We start from the raw sequence: 17955 nt of genomic DNA, 5'->3' as shown, positions 1-17955 counted from the left end.
TATTAATTTTGGCAACGTTATTTATCTTGCTGATAAAACGATGGTAACTGTTGCGGTTTGATTATTATAATGTACGCGAATACTGGGCTTCGGTGCGCTTCTGGCGCAAATAGTAGTCAAATACCATGGCGATATTGCGAATCAGCAGCCTCCCTTTGGGTGTAACCTGTAAATTCTGATCACTAAGATTGAGCAAGCCAAGCTGTTGCAGATGCTGTAAATCAGTCTGCTCAGCAGCAAAGTATGTTTGAAAAGGCTGCTGCATGGCATGGCTATAATCAGTGTAATTAAGCTGGAAGCGGCACATTAAATCCTGAATTACACGCCGGCGCAGTAAGTCGTCTGCATTAAGCTGGTAGCCGCGCATAACCGGCAGGCGGTTTTCATCCAGAGCCTGATAGTAGGCAGACAGTTCTTTTTCATTCTGGCTGTAGATATTGTTGATTTTGCCGATGCTGGATACGCCGATGGCGATTAAGTCACAGTCTGCATGGGTTGAGTAACCCTGAAAATTGCGTTGCAGACGGCCTTCAGATAAGGCAATGGCCAGTTCGTCATCAGGTTTGGCAAAATGATCCATGCCGATAAAGATATAGCCCTGCTGTAACAGATATTGAACGGTGTTTTGCAGAATATCCAGTTTAACACTGCTGTCGGGTACGGCTGATGTGTCAATACGCCGCTGTGGTTTGAACAGATGCGGCAGATGCGCATAGTGATACATGGCAATGCGATCCGGCTGCAGAGTCAGTACGTGATCCAGTGTGCAGCGCATAGAGGCTTCAGTCTGGTGCGGTAAACCATAGATTAAGTCGACACTGACAGAGTGAAAACCATTAGCTCTGGCTGCCTCAATGACTGTCCGGGTTTCAGCTTCGCTCTGGATGCGGTTAACGGCCTGTTGTACCGCCGGATTGAAATCCTGAATACCGACGCTCATCCGGTTAAAACCGAGTCTGCCCAGATGAGCTACAGTTTCAGCTGTCACTTTACGCGGGTCGATTTCAATTGAATATTCCCCCTGCTCTGACAGGGTAAAGTAGCGGCTGATACTGGCAAAGATATGACTGAGCTGGTCATCATTCAGAAAGGTTGGTGTACCGCCGCCGAAATGTAATTGTGCCAGCAGCGGTTTACCCTGCCAGTTTTGTGCCAGCAGTGCCAGTTCTTTATCCAGATACCGGATATATATATCGGCACGGCTGGTATCTTTGGTAATAATTTTATTACAGCCGCAATAGTAACAGATGGTATTACAGAAAGGCACATGTACGTACAGGGAAACTGGTTTGTCACCAATATTTTGCTGTAAAGCAGTTTGTAACTGAGTTGCGGTGAATGAAGTATTAAAACGGTCTGCTGTAGGGTAGGAAGTATAACGCGGGCCGGAAGACGGTAAGGAAGCAATAAGGGTACGGTCGAATTCTATGTTGATGCGTGGTGTGTTCATTGGATAATGATGGTTATTCTTGTGTTGGTCTGGTGAAATAGATAGGAGTGATAACTATTTATGGTAGAATACATCCGGCAGTAAAGTAAAGCAGTGAAAACATAATAAGCCAATTTTTTTATTAAATCAGGGTCTGAAGGAAATTCAATTCACTTTGTCTATAACAATACTATATTGGATAGTTTTTAAAAAATTGATTTATATCAATATGTTTGTTATATGATGTTCTGGGCAAAGTGTAATCAGTAATTATTAAATATATTATGATTAGATTGTATAAACAGGGTGAAATAGTACAGAAATTATGCGAAAAATGTTCTTTGCATATTCTCTGTATGCCGGTAATGCTTAAAGAGCGGGAACTAACCGATTTAGGAGCGATTATTCGTCAGAGTCGTCGTTTAAAAAAAGGGGAGTATCTGTTTCGTGCCGGTGAACCGTTTGATGCAATATTTGCCATACGAACCGGTTTTTTTAAAACCATGGTTAATAGCCGGGACGGACGAGATCAGGTAACTGGTTTTTTTATGTCAGGTGAATTGTTGGGGCTGGACGGTATTTGTCATAATGTTCATGGCTGTGATGCAGTAGCTCTGGAAGATAGTGAGGTATGTGAGCTACCATTCACTAATATGGAAGATGCCGGTAATATTTTGCCTTCATTACAAATACATTTTTATCGTCTGATGAGTCAGGAAATTCTGCGTACTCAGGAGCTGATGCTGATGCTGGGTAATATGCGTGCAGAAGAGCGTCTGGCTGCGTTTCTGGTGAATTTATCTCATCGTCTGAGTTTTCGTGGTTTTGCTGCAAATGATTTTATTTTGCGTATGTCACGTGAAGAAATTGGCAGCTATCTGGGGCTAAAGCTGGAAACAGTAAGCCGTACTTTGTCTAAATTTCAGCATGAAGGCTGGATAAAAGTTGAGCACAAGCATATTCAGTTATTAGAACCATGGATGTTGCAGAAAATGGTGATGCATTGTCAGCGGGCTGCAAGCTGAATTCAGTTAATGCTTAAAAAAGCTGTAGCATGTTATTGTTGCTACAGCTTTTTTGCTTGATGAGAAAAATTATTTTATATACCTGAGTTTGCAATATCGATCATGATTGTGCGTTAGCCGGGCTTATTTCAGGCGTATCCGGCCATCGCGGCAAGCTTAAGTGTGTCTTTACCATAAAATTTAGCCTTTAGATGACGCATCCAGCGGATTTTATGTAAGCTTTTGTTGACAATACTGCTTACTTCATCAGGTTGATTATGCAGTACGCTATGCCATAATTCTTTAGCCGGAACAGTTACGCCGAATTCCTGCATTAAACGTGCACCTGAGTGCAGATAGCATAGCCAGTCGCGGGAATGGCATTGCGTTAATGTCATCGCGGATAAAGGATCATCTTCGAAATCGATAAAGCCTATGCTGTCCTGATTAATGTAAATCATATTGCGCGCAAAAGTTTCACTCAGGTATTGCTTGCGTTTATGTACATCTTCGATGGCGTTAAGACCAAGCTGCCAGCGTTGCAACAGAAGTTCAGGCTGATGCTTACAGTGTTTCCATTCTTTTTCCAGATTGTGATCGCCAATATGACTAATCATCAGTGCATCCGGTTGTTGCGCCAGAATGGCAGGAACCCGCACTCCTGCTGAGGCCAGAGCCCGCAGACGGGATGCTTCGGTTTGCAGTGCAGGTATTCCGCCCAAATTGGGTACAGGTTGCAGCATGTGAATACCACTTATTTTCTGAGCTATTTTTAATAAGTGATAGCGCCAGGCACTATTGCGTGCACCAGCTTGCCGTACCCATACTTTTTCGCCGTTAGTCAGTATATGGCTTTGCATCAGGCCGGTTTGTATGAGCAGGCACTGTTGTAATGCATGCTGATAAAAGGCAGAAGAGTCGGAAGCGGTCATGAAGCCTGTTGCTTGAATTCAAAAACGGGTATTGATTGTACTATAGTTAAGTTTATAACTCTTAAAATTAAGGTAATAAATCTTTTAGACGGTAATAACCTGTTCCTGCCCATTGTATGGGCAGGCGCAGTAAACTGCCACCGGGAAAGTTGTGATGTATAATTTTTTCAAACATGCTCAGGCGGCTGTCATCACCACTGATTGCCTCAGCAATAATCTGCCCGCCCATACCGGCAGCAGCCACGCCATGTCCTGAAAATCCTTGTAAAAAATAGAGTTGCGGGTTAAGACGCCCGAAATGGGGCAGGCGGTTCATGCTGATATCAACCAGACCACCCCAGGCATAATCAATTTCTGCATCAGCCAGTTGTGGAAATACTTTAAGCATGTCACGGCGCATACTCTGAATGAGTTGCAGCCGGCCTGGTTCACGACCGGAATAATTCACTTTACCTCCGAATAACAGGCGGTTGTCTGCACTCAGACGATAATAATCAAGTACAAAACGGGTATCACATACTGCCATGTTATTTTTGATGAGTTGCTGAGCACGTTCCCCAAGCGGCTGGGTTGCAATCATGTATGTACCTACAGGCAGGATTTTGGCTTCGAGTGCCTTTATAGGTGCTTGCCGGAGACTGCGGGTAAAGGCATTGACAGCAATCACGAGATTTTTGGCAATGATATTCCCGTTTGGTGTGGTAATCCGGTATCCGTGCTGCCATGTTTCCAGCGAAAGCATAGGGGAATGTTCAAACAGCAATGCTCCGGCACGGGCAGCTGCACGAGCCAGTCCAAGTAAGTAGTTAAGTGGATGTAAATGTCCGGCCTGATGGTCAAAAATCGCGCCGGTATAGCGTTCACTGGCCAGTTGCTGTTGCAGCTGGTTTGAATTCCATACTTCATAATCATGAAAATGGTAGTGTTCTGCAGCTTCTTTCACCCATTCAGTTAAGGCACGCAGCTGGCGCGGCCGGATAGCTGCATGAGCGTAACCGCGTTGCCAGTCACAGCTGATTTGGTAGGTTTGAATCTGTTGTTCAATCAGAGTGACAGCTTCACGGCTCCACTGCCAGAGTGTTTGTGCATTTTTCAGTCCGATCATGCCGGCCAGATTGCTCATTTCAGCAGCGTAACCATAAATGACCTGACCGCCGTTACGGCCGGAGGCGCCATAACCGATTCGGGCGGCTTCGATAAGTGCTACACTATGCTGCTGTTGTGCCAGTGGCAATGCAGTACCGATTCCGCTCAGTCCGCCACCAATGATGCAGGTTTCCACTTCAACAGTACCTTTTAAACTTGGATAGTGGCTGTGGTCATTACAGCTGGCTGTATAGTAGCTGTCAATGCGTTCTGTATCTGGCGGTATGTAGGTAGACATAGTTACATGATTAAACTGATTAGGAAGATGAAAAACTGGCAGCTAACCGAAATCAGATAGCTGCCATGTATGCATTTTTATTTGTTAGCCTCAAGTAACTGGCTCTGTCGATAGGCTTCTGCCATTTCCCGTTCACGTCGGGTATTTTGCCGCATCATGAAGTAATTAATACCTATAACCAATGTACCTACCAGTGCAATGATGATGGTGGCCAGTACATTCATTTGCGGATCCAGACCCAGTTTGATTTTTGAAAATATAATCATTGGCAAAGTGGAAGAACCCGGACCGGACAGGAATGATGTAATGACTAAATCATCCAGCGACAGCGTAATGGACAGCAGAAAGCCGGATGCAATAGCCGGAGCAATTGAAGGCAGTGTAATCAGAAAAAATACCTTTAATGGCCTCGCACCAAGATCCTTGGCTGCTTCTTCCAGTGACTGATTAAGCTCAGACAAACGTGAGCGGATAATAACAGTTACATAAGCCATACACAGGGTGGTATGACCAAGCCAGATAGTAAAAAAACCGCGTTCAAAATACAGAAAGCTAAAAACACTGTTTTGCAGCAATATCTGTACCTGAATAATTAACAGCAGCATGGACAAACCGGTAATGATGTCCGGCATAACCATTGGTGCAGAAACCATACCGGCAAACAAGGTATTACCACGGAAACGTTTGATGCGGGCCAGTGCGTAGCCGGCAAGTGTTCCCAGAATGACTGCGGCTGCCGCCGAGCACAGAGCAATGCGTACTGAAAGCCACGCAGCATCAAGTATCTGTTCATTTTGTAATAATTTACTGTACCACTGAGTGGAAAAACCTCCCCAGACAGTGACCAGTCGCGAATTATTGAATGAGTAGATAATCAGGACAACCAAGGGTATATACAGAAATGCCAGCCCCAGAAACAGCATTACTCTGAGAAACCAGGATGATATGTTTTTATGCATGGCTGGCTCCTTCTTCAATTTCCCGGTTTTCATAACGATGGAACAAGGTAATCGGAATCACCAGTAACAGCACCATAATAACAGCAACTGCTGACGCCAGCGGCCAGTTATTCTGATCGAAGAAAGCCTGCCACAGTACTTTACCAATCATCAGATTTTTTGGTCCGCCTATCAGTTCGGGTATCACAAACTCACCAACTGCCGGAATAAAGACCAGCATCGAACCGGAGATAATCCCAGCTTTGGATAGTGGCAGAGTAATGGAAACAAACGCTTTAATAGGACCGGCACCGAGATCGGCAGCGGCTTCCAGCAGGCGGTTGTCCAGTTTTACCAGCTGAGTGTACAGAGGCAGAATCATAAAGGGCAGATAGGTATATACCATAACCAGATTCAGTGAGAATGAGTTGTATAGCATATTCATCGGGTTGCTGATGAGTCCCCATTTGATCAGATAAGTATTAATAATACCGTTATGGCCGAGCAGGCTCATCCATGCATATACACGCAGCAGAAATGATGTCCAGAAAGGCAGCATAATGGTAAGCAGCAGACCGTTACGGATCCTTTCCGGAGCCCGGGCGATAGCATAGGCTATCGGATAACCCGCCAGCAAACAGATAAGTGTTGTAGTGAAAGCTGTTTTAATTGATAACCAGTAAGTCAGCAGGTAAATGTTATCGCCTAGATTGCCAATAAACATTTGTCCGAGAGAATGCCAGAAATCATTGAAAATGTCGGCATAATTCTGGTAGCTGACCAGAATATTTACCCGTCCCATTTCTGCATCTACATGATACAGCGGAGTATAGGGCGGGATAGCAATATCCTGTTCGGCAAAGCTGATTTTAAGTACGATAAAAAATGGGATAAGGAAAAGTACCAGTAGCCAGATGTAAGGGATGCCGACAACCAGTCCCTGTGTCGGGCGCAAGCCTTTGAGGCGGTTAAACCAGTTCATGTTTAAGCTCCCGCGCCAATTAATGGGTCAGAGGACTGACCTGATTATCCGGCCAGCTGATGTAAACTTTTTCTTCCCAGGTGGGCATAGGAATGCTGTATTGTTCCCAGTATGAGGACAACACCTGACTTTTGATAATTTTGCCGGAAGGCAGCTGGATATGAAAAATACCGAAGCTGCCGAGATAGGCAATTTCTTTGACAATTCCGGCTGACCAGTTATATTCCTGCTGAGGTTGCTCGCGATAGATGTTGATATCTTCAGGACGAATAGACAGCCAGATTTTCTGATCTTCCGGTCCGCTGATACCGTGCCCCAGATAAACCAGTTGCTGCATTTCGGGGCAGTGAATAATGGTATGGTCGGCACCGTCTTCAGTCACTTTGCCTTCCAGAATATTGGTTTCGCCCATGAATTCAGCTGTAAAGCGGCTATTCGGATAGTCGTAAATATCAGAAGGTGTGCCAACCTGTTGCAACTGTCCGTCCGACATGATGGCAATACGTGAAGCCATTGTCATGGCTTCTTCCTGATCATGAGTAACCATAATACAGGTAGCACCTACTTTTTCGAGAGTATTCACCAGTTCCAGCTGGGTTTGCTGGCGCAGTTTTTTGTCCAGAGCGCCCAGAGGCTCATCTAATAAAAGCAATTTAGGGCGTTTTGCCAGACTGCGTGCCAGCGCAACGCGTTGCTGCTGACCACCGGAAAGCTGGTGAGGTTTGCGTTTGGCGTATTTGCTCATTTGTACCAGACGCAGCATTTCTTCTACCCGTGCACTGATTTCATCTTTGGGCAGTTTGTCCTGCTTTAATCCGAAAGCGATATTTTGTTCGACCGTCATATGCGGAAACAGGGCATAGCTCTGAAACATCATATTGATAGGGCGGTCGTAGGGTTGCAGTTTAGTAATATCTTCACCATCAAGGATAATCTGTCCCTGAGTTGGTGTTTCCATACCGGCGAGCATGCGTAATAAAGTCGATTTACCGCTGCCGGAGCTGCCGAGCAAGGCGAATATTTCGTTTTTTTTGATGGTCAGATTAATATGGTCTACAGCGTAATTATCGCCATAGGTCTTGACGATGTCTTTAATCTGTAAGTAATGTGCTGGATCGGCACCGGGTCTGGTGATTGCGTTTTCGCTCATAATTAAAGGTTACTCCAGAAAAATCGTTCCAGCCAATGCTCGGCATATGGATGTTTACTGTAATGTTTAAAGAACGGTGCAAAAACGATTCTGCTCCTGCTTTAGGGGACGCATTGTATGCAAGCATTTAGTATGGGGCAATGAAATTTAAGTGTTAATACGTTTAAATTCTCCACTTAGAGTATAACTTTGTATGTAAACAGGGATTTAGCGGTACTTTTTAAATTGAATAAAATTTTGTTAGGATTGAGCTAAAGTACGGTCTGACAGAGAACATGCTGTCTGGCAGGCTGAATATTGCCTAGTGTATCATGTAATTATTGGCTGCTATATTCATTTAAATCTGATCTACTCAGCGGTTGTATCTGATAATGAGATTGTACTGATTTCAATTATAAAATGTGAATGTGAGTATAAATGGATTATGCAAAAAATTTTCCTTATAATTAAATAGTTTGTTTTATTTTTTCTGACTGGGTTAAATGAAAATTCGGTAGATATCTGTTAACGGCCGGTCAGAACGATGGATGTAAAAGTAATGAAGAAAAAGGTGTTGCTGGGTATTTGTGGTGGTATTGCTGCATATAAATGTTGTGAACTGGTGCGACTGCTTAAAAAAGCCGGACATCAGGTTAATGTTGTGATGACACAGGCAGCTACTGATTTTGTCAGTCCCACTACTTTTCAGGCACTGAGCGGAGAACCGGTATTACTGGATACTCATGATGCTGCCGGTGGCAACGGGATGGCTCATATCAATCTGAGTCGTCAGACAGATGTGATGCTGATTGCACCGGCTTCTGCCAATACGCTGGCGAAAATTGCGCATGGAATGGCTGATAATCTGCTGACAACTCTGGTAGCAGCCCGTACCTGTCCGCTGGCTGTTGCGCCGGCAATGAATGTACAAATGTGGAATAATCCGGCTAATCAGCGCAATCTGGCTTTATTACGTCAGGATCAGATAAAAATACTCGGACCGGCAGTTGGTGAGCAGGCCTGTGGCGAAACTGGCAGCGGACGGATGCTGGAAGCGGCTGAACTGGCGGAATTGCTGGCAGATGTCTGGACACTGCCGGTGCTGGCTGGTAAACGTGTGCTGATTACAACCGGGGCAACCTTTGAAGCCATTGATCCGGTACGCGGTATTACCAATATTTCCAGCGGACAGATGGGTATGGCTCTGGCACGTGCCTGCCGTGCGGCCGGAGCAAGTGTATCTTTGGTTTACGGACAGATTAATACGTCAGTGGCAGCAGGGCTGGCTTACACTGAACAGGCTGTCAGCGCAGATTCTATGCTGAATGCAGTCGAGCGTTTATTGCCACAGCAGGATGTGTTTATTTCTGTAGCAGCAGTGGCTGATTACAAAGTAAAAAACCGCAGTGTACAAAAACTGAAAAAACAGCCGGGGCAGGCTGTTCCTGTAATCGAACTGACTGAAAATGCCGATATACTGGCAACTGTAGCCGGCCGGCCGGATGCTCCTTTCTGTGTCGGCTTTGCAGCAGAAAGTGAGCATGTTCTGGAACATGCGCGTGCTAAACGGCTGAAAAAAGGTGTGCCGTTACTGGTAGCCAATGATGTGAGTCAGGCTATGGGTAAAACGACCAATCAGGTAATTTTACTTGATGACGAGCAGGAAACGGCTTTACCGCAAATGAGTAAAGCGGATACGGCTGCGGCTATTGTTGAACGGCTGGCACAATTATTGCCGTGACAGTAAAAGGCTGTTACTGATGTGTTATAAGGGCGTGCTGTCCTGATATTTTTAATGATCTATTATTTAAAGACTGGTTTTTATGAGTGCTTCTGAGTTATCTGTACAAATTAAAATATTACATCCGTCAATGGCAGAACAATTACCTGAATATGCGACGATTGGTTCGGCCGGACTGGATTTACGTGCCTGTATTGAAGCACCGGTTACTTTGCAGCCGGGAGAAAGCTTTCTGCTACCGACCGGACTGGCCATACATCTGGCTGATCCGGGATATGCAGCTCTGATATTGCCGCGTTCCGGTCTGGGGCATAAACATGGAATTGTACTGGGTAATCTGGTTGGTTTAATTGATTCGGATTATCAGGGAGAATTAAAAGTATCGTTGTGGAATCGCAGTCAGGAAGCGTATGTGATTGAACCTCTGGCACGGATTGCTCAGATGATTATTGTGCCGGTTATGCAGGCAGCTTTTACCGTGGTTGATGAATTTACGCAAACCAGCCGCGGAGAAGGCGGTTTTGGTAGTACCGGACATCAGTAATTTTTATTTAAGTAAACGAAAAGCAAGGTATCCGGATGGATAACCTTGCTTTTTTTTGCCATGGCACTGGCTAAAACTGCTTACTACACAATTAATTCAGCATTCTGACCGGCCATTCGGTAGTTTTAGGTTTGAAACCAGTATTATTACTGGCGATAACGCTCAATAAGCATATTCTGCATATTGGTTACTGACTCTTTCTCTGCTGGTTTAATGCGTTCATACTGGCCATCCGGCTGCATCAGCCATGCACACTGATTATCAGCCAGCGCAAGCATCAGAGTTTCCTTGATTATACGTTGTTTTAGCTCAGGTGTTTCAATCGGTGTACAAATTTCTACACGACGGAACAGATTTCGCCCCATCCAGTCGGCGCTGGATATCCATAGTTTAGAATCACCGCCATTTTCAAAATAAAATACTCGCGCATGTTCCAGCAGCCGGCCGACTATAGAACGTACACGGATATTTTCTGATAAGCCTTTAACACCCGGACGCAGCACACATATTCCGCGTACTATCAGCTCAATTTGTACACCGGCCTGGCTGGCTGTATATAGGGCATCGACAATAGAAGGCTCAACCAGTGCGTTCATTTTAGCAATAATACGAGCTGTTTTGCCGGCTTTTGCCTGCTCAATTTCGTTATTAATGCTGTTGAGAAGCATTTTGTGCAGAGTAAACGGGCTTTGTGCTATTTTATGCAGATTATTGGGTTGTCCCAGACCGGTGATTTCCATAAATACGGTATTAACATCCACGCTGATATCCTGATTGCAGGTCATCAGACCCAGATCAGTATAAATACGGCTGGTGCCCTGATGATAATTACCCGTACTGACATGAGCGTAGCGTTTCAGCCTGCCGTCTTCACGACGGACTATCAGTGCCATTTTGGCATGAACTTTATAACCGAAGACTCCGTATACGACATGGGCACCGGCAGCTTCAAGCTGACCTGCCCAGTTCAGATTGGTTTCTTCATCAAAACGGGCCATCAGTTCAACCACCACAGTAACCTGTTTGCCTGTCAGTGCTGCTTTCATCAGTGCTTTTACCAGGTCAGAGTTACTGCCAGTGCGGTAAATGGTCATTTTTATCGCAATAACCTGAGGGTCATCAGCTGCCTGCTGAATCAGACGAACTGTAGGTTCGAAAGACTGATAGGGATGATAGAGTAAGATATCGCGCTGGCTGATGATGCTGAACATATCGCGATTTTTATTCAGAATGGCCGGTGTGCCGGGAATAAATGGCGGAAATTTTAAATCATTGCGTTCAACCATATCCGGTACGGCCATCAGTCGTACCAGATTTACCGGACCGTTTACCCGGTATAATTCGTCGCGCCCCAGATGAAAATGGCTAAGCAGGAAATCGTAAACGTGTGCCGGACAATTATCGGCTACTTCCAGCCGGACACCATCTCCATATTGTCTTCCCTGTAATTCACCAGCAATTGCCGTGCGCAGATTTTCCAGATCTTCTTCATCAACACTTAAGTCGCTGTCGCGGGTAAGGCGAAACTGATAGCAGCCTTTAACGCTCATTCCGGTGAAGAGTGTATGCACATGAGCATGCAGGATTGACGACAGAAATACAAAACCATCATGTCCGTCACATAATTCCTTAGGCATTTTCAGTACTCTTGGCAAAATACGCGGAGCCTGAACGATGGCCATGCCACCGGTACGCCCAAAAGCATCTTTACCTTCCAGTTCTACTGCAAAATTCAGTGATTTATTCAGTAAACGCGGAAAAGGATGCGAAGGATCCAGTCCGATAGGGGTCAGAATGGGTAACAGTTCATTTCGGAAGTAATCAGCCACCCACTGGCGTTGTGCCTCACTCCATTCACTGCGCGGATAAAAAGATATGCCTTCACTACGCAGTGCCGGAATCAGCTCATCGTTAAACAATCTGTATTGCTCGGCAATAATGGCGTGAGCTTCTTCGGTTACATTGGCAATGACTGTATCCGGTAGTTCGCCATTGGCCAGAGGAATATGTGGTGAGAGTTCACGGGTACGCCGCAGCCATGCCATCCTTACTTCAAAAAATTCATCCAGATTGGAAGAAACGATACATAAAAACCGTAAACGTTCGAGTAAGGGTACCTGTGTATCCTGTGCCTGTGCCAGAACGCGACGATTGAAAGCCAGCAGGCTAAGTTCACGGCAAAGTAGATGTGGCTGAATTTCGGACATTGGCTATACCTGTAACTGTCATTAAGGGTAAGAATTTGTCAGTCTGGTGTTAATGTTACTAACATTGGCACTGTTTTGCTGACAGGTCAAGCTTCATTTGTATTTTCTGTCGGCCAGCGGTTGTGGATATATTGTCCCGGATTCTGGTAATTCAGTACTTTAGCGTAATTGCCGGCAGCTGTGGCATTTGCCGGAATATTTTTAGTCACAACACTGCCGGCGCCAATAGTGGCATTGTCACCAATCTGTACATTTTCAATCAGATTACAATTGGGTCCGATGTAGACGTTATTACCGATACAGGCTGCAGGTCCGTTGTTAGCGCCAATTACTGTATAGGGGGAAAGATTGACATTATTACCCAGTCGGGCACTGCTATTGATAATCAGCGGGCCGCCATGACCAATGTACAAACCATAACCCACTGCTGTGCGCGGGCTGATAATGATGCCGCTGCGGCGTTTTTGCCATGCATACATGGGGTAGGCAAGTTTGCGCCATATTCCCGGTACGGAGGCCAGCCTGAGCCAGAAAGTAAAGCGGAACCCCCGGTTAAACAGATAATGACGAATAAAACTAGACCAGTCTGTACGGCCGCTATAACGAAACAAATCACTTTTAATAAGCTCGATAACCATAAAACAGTGCAAAGATGTCGGGAAAATAAAAGGCTGTTCGTCTCTGTGAAATCGAACAGCCATTAGTTTTTATTCCTGAGGCGGTGTATAACCACTGATTTGATCGGCACCCTCGCCGAAGAAATAATTTTCCATTTGCTGTGTAATGTACTGACGGGCGCGGGGGTCGGCCAGACTAAGGCGGTTTTCATTAATAATCATGGTTTGATAACGTAACCAGCCATCCCAGGCTTCCTGTGATACGTTATTGTATATGCGTTTACCCAGTTCATTGGGAAATGGCGGAAATTTCAATCCGGGCGCTTCTTTGCCCAGTTTAACGCAATGCACCATATGGCTCATGTGTTTTCCTTTGTGTCATTCAGGGAAAAATACAGATTGTAGAATATTTTGCAGGAGTTGGTTTAAAGCTGGCGGCAAAATATTTTCGACTGGCGTTTGTTACTGGTGTACTGTTGCTGCCGCTCTAATGGTAATTGTTCCAGGTGAGCACTGATAAATCCGCGTTCGACAAACCAGTCACCAGTATGTGTGCTCAGAGCAAACAGTTCTTTTAGCTGTAATTGCTGTGCCTGTTTAATAACATGAGTCAGCAGCAGTTCTCCGTAGCCGCGGGCGCGGGCATTCGGTGAAACAATCAGACACGCCAGCTCACCGGCATTTGCTTCAGGATAAACATGTAAAGCAACACAGCCATAAACATAACAATCCTGCTCAAGCACAGAAAATTCATGAATATGGTTTTCCATGTATTCACTGTCACGCGGTAATAAAATACCGGCTGCTTCCAGTGGCGCAATCAGTTGCAGGATATCACCGATATCTTTATTAGCAGCCGGCCGGATACGCATAAAGGGCGCTTTAGCCATGGCTGTGCCGCTGCCTTCACGGGTAAATAATTCCTGTAACAGGCTGCCATCCTGAAGACCGGACAGAACATGCACCCGTTGAACGCCGTGTTCAAGTACATGGGCTGCTGTCTGTAACAGCTCTGTCTGGCGTCTGCTTCCGGTGTTTTGTGCCAGCAGACTGGCAATTTCAACACAGTTCAGTTCACTGATGGTTTGTTGCTGTTCATCCAGTAAACCCTGCTGTGTGCCCAGAAAGATGAGTTTTTCTGCGCTGATGGCTTCTGCCACAGCCTGTGCAACTTCATTTACCTGCAAACGATATGACTGACCGCTAAGCGAATGACCGATCGGGCTGATTAATACCAGCTGATTGTGAGCCAGACGCTCTTCGATAGCGGCCGAATCTACTTTGCGAACACAGCCGCTGTAGCCCATATCTGTTCCGTTAATTACGCCTAGAGGCTTGGCGCGCAGGAAATTCCCTGCAGCAATACGCAGGTTCGGAGTGCTGTGCTCCATAACCTGTGTAGGTATCATAGATAGTGCTGCTTCCAGATTGAAGCGTGCAATTCCGCTGGCCTGTTTGACTAATTCCAGAGCAGCATTATCCGTAACCGGATTTTCATCTATGCTGATTGCAGTATCACTGCCAGCTATGGCCTGAATATACTGACTGCAACCGTGAATAAGAACCAGCCTCATACCGAGGCTGGTTAATAAAAGTATATCGGCGGCCAGTGCTGCGAGTTTGTCGCTTACCAAAACATGGCTACTAATTGCTAAAACAAGCGTTTTACCATTCAGATGGTGGATATAAGGTGAGGCCTGACGAAAATCGTGAACAAACTGGTTACTTTTAAAAATTTCTTGATTACCTGCATGAATGTTCATTTTACTGCCATTAAATAAAATAACTGCATCATCAGTACAGTTAACGCAACAATGGTTGCCAGAGTCCAGTTAAATTCTTTGGACAGTTTATCCTGCTGATGATGTAAAAATTCGGTTTTGGCATGGATGGCATCGGTTTTTTCGATTGCATCATTAAGCAGTAATGGTACATCTGCCTGATTTGGATTGTCATTAGGCAGTAAGGTAAAAACAAGATTATTCAGGTTATTCACATTACTGTTCATGGAGATGCTGGTGGTGTTTTCTTCAGGCACATGGACTGGTGTATTGACTATTGGCGGAGCTTCTTTTACCGGCTCTGCTACAGGTGGCGGGTTGCGCAGTAATTCACTGCTGGCCAGCTGCGGCTGCGGCGCAGACGAGTGTTCCGGTTCCGGTTCAATTACCGTTGGCACGCGGATTTCAACTTTATTGGCTACTTGATTTAATAAAGTATTCAGATTCGGTCTTTTATCAATAACCGCAGTATTTTTTGGTGTTGGTGCACTGGTAAATATCTGACTCTGGGCATTTCTGCTGTTGGTCTGATTTAAATTCAGAGCATTTTGCAGTAAATCCATTACTTCACTGGCACTGGGTACCTGTTGTCCGGAAGCTGCCGTATTATTTTTGCTTCCGACCGGTGGGGTGACATTTTTATTCGTACGGATTTTGGATACAACTGTAAATCTGTGCTGGCATTGTTCACACACAACACGTCCTCCATCACGTGGCGGTGTTGCTACGATATTTTCTGCATGGCATTTGGGACAAATAACAGTAATTGTTTTAGACATGATTTTTCAGCAAACCAAATAGTTAAAAAGGAAGCAATTAAGTACTGTCAGAAGCAGATAGCCGTGTTATCGCATTAGCATGTCATGCCGGTATTTTCAGATAAATAGCAGAACCGGACAATTATGCTCTTTTACGGCCACTAATACATACCCACCCGTCCAGTGTTTTAGGTGAGTTCAAATCAAACCACTGACGATATATTCCACTGAGCTCTTCTGTTTGTTCTGCCAGAATACCTGACAGGACAATTTCACCACCGGTACGGGTACGTTCTGCCAGCATTTGAGCCAGCATGCGTAACGGATTAGCCAGAATATTTGCAACAACGATGTCAAATTTCTGACCGGCTGGCAAATTATCCGGAAGATAAAATTCAGCACTAACCTGATTTTGTGCAGCATTATCCTGACTGGCACGGATTGCCTGCGGATCAATGTCTACACCACAGGCACGGCCGATACCCAGTTTCAGTGCGGCAATCGTCAGAATACCTGAACCACAGCCATAATCCAGCAGAGTTTCACCACTGCGCACATGCTTATCCAGCCATTGCAGGCACAGCCGGGTAGTGGGGTGACTCCCGGTACCGAAAGCCAGCCCCGGATCCAGTTGCAGATTGATGACCCCCGGTTGAGTTGGCTGGTTATGCCATGATGGCGTAATCCATAAGCGCGAAGAAATCTGAATCGGGTCAAACTGAGACTGGGTCAGCCGTACCCAGTCCTGCTCAGGAATGGTTTCAAGATAGTACTGTGGTTTGGAAATAGCACATTCCTGTGCCGCTGTAGAGACAACGGAATCAATATCAGTATTTTCATCAAACAGTGCCACAATGTTACTTTGCTGCCACACCTGTTCGGTTGGCATATCAGGTTCGCCGAAAATCGGCTGTTCATTATCATTGCCTGCATTGGCATCTTCAATGGCTGTACTTAATGCGCCGTTTTCAATCAGTGCATCGGAGAGCTTATCCACCTGATCTTGTGTAACTGTAATAACAACTTGTTGGTAGTGCATGGCTTTTTTACCGTAACTGGATGTTTTATAAAACTTCAGGCAGCCACCGCGGCTGCCTGCAAACAAAAGCGCAATGTATGCTTATTGTAAATTATTTTTGTGATTCTTTGTGTTTTTGTAACCATTGTTCAAGATAATGAATACTTTCACCACCATGAATGAAACCCGGATCAGCAAAAATATCACGGTGCAGGTTGGTATTGGTTTTAATACCGGTGATGGCCAGCTCCTGCAGGGCAACACGCATTTTGGCGATAGCTTCATTACGATCACGCCCGTGGGTACAAACCTTACCAATCATGCTATCGTAATAAGGAGGTACGGTATAGCCCTGATAAATATGGCTGTCAATGCGCACACCGTTACCACCGGGCTGATGGCAGCTGGTAATCAGGCCGGGGCTGGGAACAAAAGTATACGGGTCTTCGGCATTAATCCGGCATTCAAAAGCATGTCCTTGTAAACGGATATCTGCCTGAGTGTAGGATAGAGGCAGACCGGAAGCTACACGGATTTGCTCCTGCACAATATCCACACCGGTAATCAGCTCAGTAATAGCATGCTCAACCTGTACACGGGTATTCATTTCAATGAAGAAGAACTCACCATCTTCATATAGAAATTCAAATGTACCTGCACCACGGTAGCCGATGCGCTGACATGCAGCCACACACGCGCTACCAATACGTTCGCGTTCTTCCGCAGTGATAAATGGCGCCGGTGCTTCTTCAATGACTTTCTGATGGCGGCGCTGCATAGAGCAGTCACGCTCACCCAGATAAATGGCATTGCCATGTTCATCACACAGTACCTGAATTTCAATATGGCGCGGTTTCTGCAGATAGCGCTCCATATACACTGCAGGATTACCAAAAGCAGCACCGGCTTCAGTACGGGTCATTTCTACTGCGGCCAGTAAATCCTCAGCCTTTTCAACTACGCGCATACCGCGACCGCCGCCGCCGCCTGATGCTTTAATAATGACCGGATAGCCTACCGCAGCACCGATTTTTTCAATTTCCTGCGGATCTTCCGGTAATGCACCATCTGAACCGGGTACACAGGGAACACCGGCAGCCTGCATTGCCTTTTTCGCAGAAACTTTGTCGCCCATCTGACGTATGGTTTCCGGACGCGGACCGATAAAAACGAAACCGGACTGCTCCACCTGTTCTGCAAAACCATCATTTTCTGCCAGAAATCCATAACCGGGGTGAATGGCATCAGCATCGGTAACTTCAGCAGCGGAAATCAGAGCAGGGATATTCAGGTAACTTTGGGCGGAACTGGCCGGACCAATACAAACAGATTCATCAGCCAGCTTAACGTGCAGAGCATCACTGTCGGCTTCTGAATGCACAGCCACGGTTGCAATACCCATTTCATGGCAGGCGCGCAGAATGCGCAGCGCAATTTCGCCACGATTGGCAATAAGAACTTTTTTTAACATGAGGCAGTACCTTGTAAAAA

General features: G+C 45.6%; 16 protein-coding genes. 3 read left to right on the top strand and 13 right to left on the bottom strand.

From position 1 onward, the window contains the following. Positions 1-64: 64 nt before the first annotated feature. Positions 65-1450, bottom strand: coding sequence for an oxygen-independent coproporphyrinogen III oxidase (gene hemN / locus SALWKB2_RS08235; protein WP_025331199.1), 1386 nt, complete (start codon positions 1448-1450; stop codon positions 65-67). 263 nt (positions 1451-1713) lie between these two features. Between hemN and fnr the strand changes: the two genes are divergently transcribed. Further along, positions 1714-2454: a fumarate/nitrate reduction transcriptional regulator Fnr gene (fnr, locus tag SALWKB2_RS08230; RefSeq protein ID WP_025331198.1), complete on the top strand. Its 741-nt coding sequence runs from the start codon at positions 1714-1716 to the stop codon at positions 2452-2454. Positions 2455-2582: 128 nt separating this feature from the next. On the opposite strand, the gene SALWKB2_RS08225 is transcribed toward fnr, so the two are convergent. The 5 genes from SALWKB2_RS08225 to SALWKB2_RS08205 form a co-directional block, all read right to left on the bottom strand. Then, complete coding sequence (locus tag SALWKB2_RS08225; RefSeq protein WP_025331197.1) at positions 2583-3365, bottom strand: BUD32 family EKC/KEOPS complex subunit; 783 nt, start codon at positions 3363-3365, stop codon at positions 2583-2585. A 67-nt stretch (positions 3366-3432) separates the two neighbouring features. After that, a complete protein-coding gene (locus tag SALWKB2_RS08220) occupies positions 3433-4749 on the bottom strand; it encodes an NAD(P)/FAD-dependent oxidoreductase (RefSeq protein ID WP_038648969.1) in 1317 nt (438 codons plus the stop codon). Positions 4750-4826: 77 nt separating this feature from the next. Further along, positions 4827-5708 carry an ABC transporter permease subunit gene (locus SALWKB2_RS08215; RefSeq protein ID WP_025331195.1) on the bottom strand — a complete coding sequence of 294 codons (882 nt, stop codon included), beginning with the start codon at positions 5706-5708 and terminating at the stop codon, positions 4827-4829. After that, entirely contained in the window at positions 5701-6669 is a 969-nt protein-coding gene (locus SALWKB2_RS08210; protein ID WP_025331194.1) for an ABC transporter permease subunit, read from the bottom strand. The genes SALWKB2_RS08215 and SALWKB2_RS08210 overlap by 8 nt, the downstream gene beginning before the upstream one ends. Before the next feature lie 19 nt (positions 6670-6688). Further along, positions 6689-7819 (bottom strand): ABC transporter ATP-binding protein, encoded by a 1131-nt coding sequence (locus tag SALWKB2_RS08205; protein ID WP_025331193.1) that lies wholly within the window; start codon positions 7817-7819, stop codon positions 6689-6691. 523 nt (positions 7820-8342) lie between these two features. On the opposite strand from SALWKB2_RS08205, the gene coaBC reads away from it, so the two are divergent. Further along, the gene (coaBC, locus tag SALWKB2_RS08200) at positions 8343-9539 is read left to right on the top strand and encodes a bifunctional phosphopantothenoylcysteine decarboxylase/phosphopantothenate--cysteine ligase CoaBC (RefSeq protein WP_370530639.1); all 1197 of its coding nucleotides are present in this window, start codon (positions 8343-8345) and stop codon (positions 9537-9539) included. An 82-nt stretch (positions 9540-9621) separates the two neighbouring features. Next, the gene (gene dut, locus SALWKB2_RS08195) at positions 9622-10083 is read left to right on the top strand and encodes a dUTP diphosphatase (RefSeq protein WP_025331191.1); all 462 of its coding nucleotides are present in this window, start codon (positions 9622-9624) and stop codon (positions 10081-10083) included. A 146-nt stretch (positions 10084-10229) separates the two neighbouring features. Here the strand turns inward: dut and ppk1 are convergent, their stop codons facing one another. The 7 genes from ppk1 to accC all read right to left on the bottom strand — a co-directional run bounded on the left by ppk1 (position 10230) and on the right by accC (position 17935). Next, positions 10230-12290 (bottom strand): polyphosphate kinase 1, encoded by a 2061-nt coding sequence (ppk1, locus tag SALWKB2_RS08190; RefSeq protein ID WP_025331190.1) that lies wholly within the window; start codon positions 12288-12290, stop codon positions 10230-10232. A gap of 86 nt (positions 12291-12376) precedes the next feature. Then, positions 12377-12991 (bottom strand): serine acetyltransferase, encoded by a 615-nt coding sequence (locus tag SALWKB2_RS08185; RefSeq protein WP_202806254.1) that lies wholly within the window; start codon positions 12989-12991, stop codon positions 12377-12379. A gap of 6 nt (positions 12992-12997) precedes the next feature. Continuing rightward, positions 12998-13270, bottom strand: a complete 273-nt coding sequence (locus SALWKB2_RS08180; RefSeq protein WP_025331188.1) for an oxidative damage protection protein — start codon at positions 13268-13270, stop codon at positions 12998-13000. 62 nt (positions 13271-13332) lie between these two features. After that, complete coding sequence (gene argA / locus SALWKB2_RS08175) at positions 13333-14670, bottom strand: amino-acid N-acetyltransferase (protein ID WP_025331187.1); 1338 nt, start codon at positions 14668-14670, stop codon at positions 13333-13335. Continuing rightward, positions 14667-15467, bottom strand: a complete 801-nt coding sequence (locus tag SALWKB2_RS08170) for a hypothetical protein (RefSeq protein WP_025331186.1) — start codon at positions 15465-15467, stop codon at positions 14667-14669. Before SALWKB2_RS08170 ends, argA begins: the two co-directional genes overlap by 4 nt. Positions 15468-15588: 121 nt before the next feature. Then, positions 15589-16485: a 50S ribosomal protein L11 methyltransferase gene (gene prmA, locus SALWKB2_RS08165; protein WP_025331185.1), complete on the bottom strand. Its 897-nt coding sequence runs from the start codon at positions 16483-16485 to the stop codon at positions 15589-15591. A gap of 91 nt (positions 16486-16576) precedes the next feature. After that, positions 16577-17935: an acetyl-CoA carboxylase biotin carboxylase subunit gene (accC, locus tag SALWKB2_RS08160; RefSeq protein WP_025331184.1), complete on the bottom strand. Its 1359-nt coding sequence runs from the start codon at positions 17933-17935 to the stop codon at positions 16577-16579. Positions 17936-17955 lie beyond the last annotated feature (20 nt).

The organism is Snodgrassella alvi wkB2 (assembly GCF_000600005.1).
Taxonomy (GTDB): Bacteria; Pseudomonadota; Gammaproteobacteria; order Burkholderiales; family Neisseriaceae; genus Snodgrassella; species Snodgrassella alvi.
This window is presented reverse-complemented; position numbering and strand designations above follow the sequence as displayed.

Coding starts and splice junctions, on each gene's coding strand:
- hemN (WP_025331199.1), bottom strand. CDS start 1,450: ATGAACACACCACGCATCAACATAGAATTCGACCGTACCCTTATTGCT.
- fnr (WP_025331198.1), top strand. CDS start 1,714: ATGATTAGATTGTATAAACAGGGTGAAATAGTACAGAAATTATGCGAA.
- SALWKB2_RS08225 (WP_025331197.1), bottom strand. CDS start 3,365: ATGACCGCTTCCGACTCTTCTGCCTTTTATCAGCATGCATTACAACAG.
- SALWKB2_RS08220 (WP_038648969.1), bottom strand. CDS start 4,749: ATGTCTACCTACATACCGCCAGATACAGAACGCATTGACAGCTACTAT.
- SALWKB2_RS08215 (WP_025331195.1), bottom strand. CDS start 5,708: ATGCATAAAAACATATCATCCTGGTTTCTCAGAGTAATGCTGTTTCTG.
- SALWKB2_RS08210 (WP_025331194.1), bottom strand. CDS start 6,669: ATGAACTGGTTTAACCGCCTCAAAGGCTTGCGCCCGACACAGGGACTG.
- SALWKB2_RS08205 (WP_025331193.1), bottom strand. CDS start 7,819: ATGAGCGAAAACGCAATCACCAGACCCGGTGCCGATCCAGCACATTAC.
- coaBC (WP_370530639.1), top strand. CDS start 8,343: ATGGATGTAAAAGTAATGAAGAAAAAGGTGTTGCTGGGTATTTGTGGT.
- dut (WP_025331191.1), top strand. CDS start 9,622: ATGAGTGCTTCTGAGTTATCTGTACAAATTAAAATATTACATCCGTCA.
- ppk1 (WP_025331190.1), bottom strand. CDS start 12,290: ATGTCCGAAATTCAGCCACATCTACTTTGCCGTGAACTTAGCCTGCTG.
- SALWKB2_RS08185 (WP_202806254.1), bottom strand. CDS start 12,991: ATGGCTGTTCGATTTCACAGAGACGAACAGCCTTTTATTTTCCCGACA.
- SALWKB2_RS08180 (WP_025331188.1), bottom strand. CDS start 13,270: ATGAGCCATATGGTGCATTGCGTTAAACTGGGCAAAGAAGCGCCCGGA.
- argA (WP_025331187.1), bottom strand. CDS start 14,670: ATGAACATTCATGCAGGTAATCAAGAAATTTTTAAAAGTAACCAGTTT.
- SALWKB2_RS08170 (WP_025331186.1), bottom strand. CDS start 15,467: ATGTCTAAAACAATTACTGTTATTTGTCCCAAATGCCATGCAGAAAAT.
- prmA (WP_025331185.1), bottom strand. CDS start 16,485: ATGCACTACCAACAAGTTGTTATTACAGTTACACAAGATCAGGTGGAT.
- accC (WP_025331184.1), bottom strand. CDS start 17,935: ATGTTAAAAAAAGTTCTTATTGCCAATCGTGGCGAAATTGCGCTGCGC.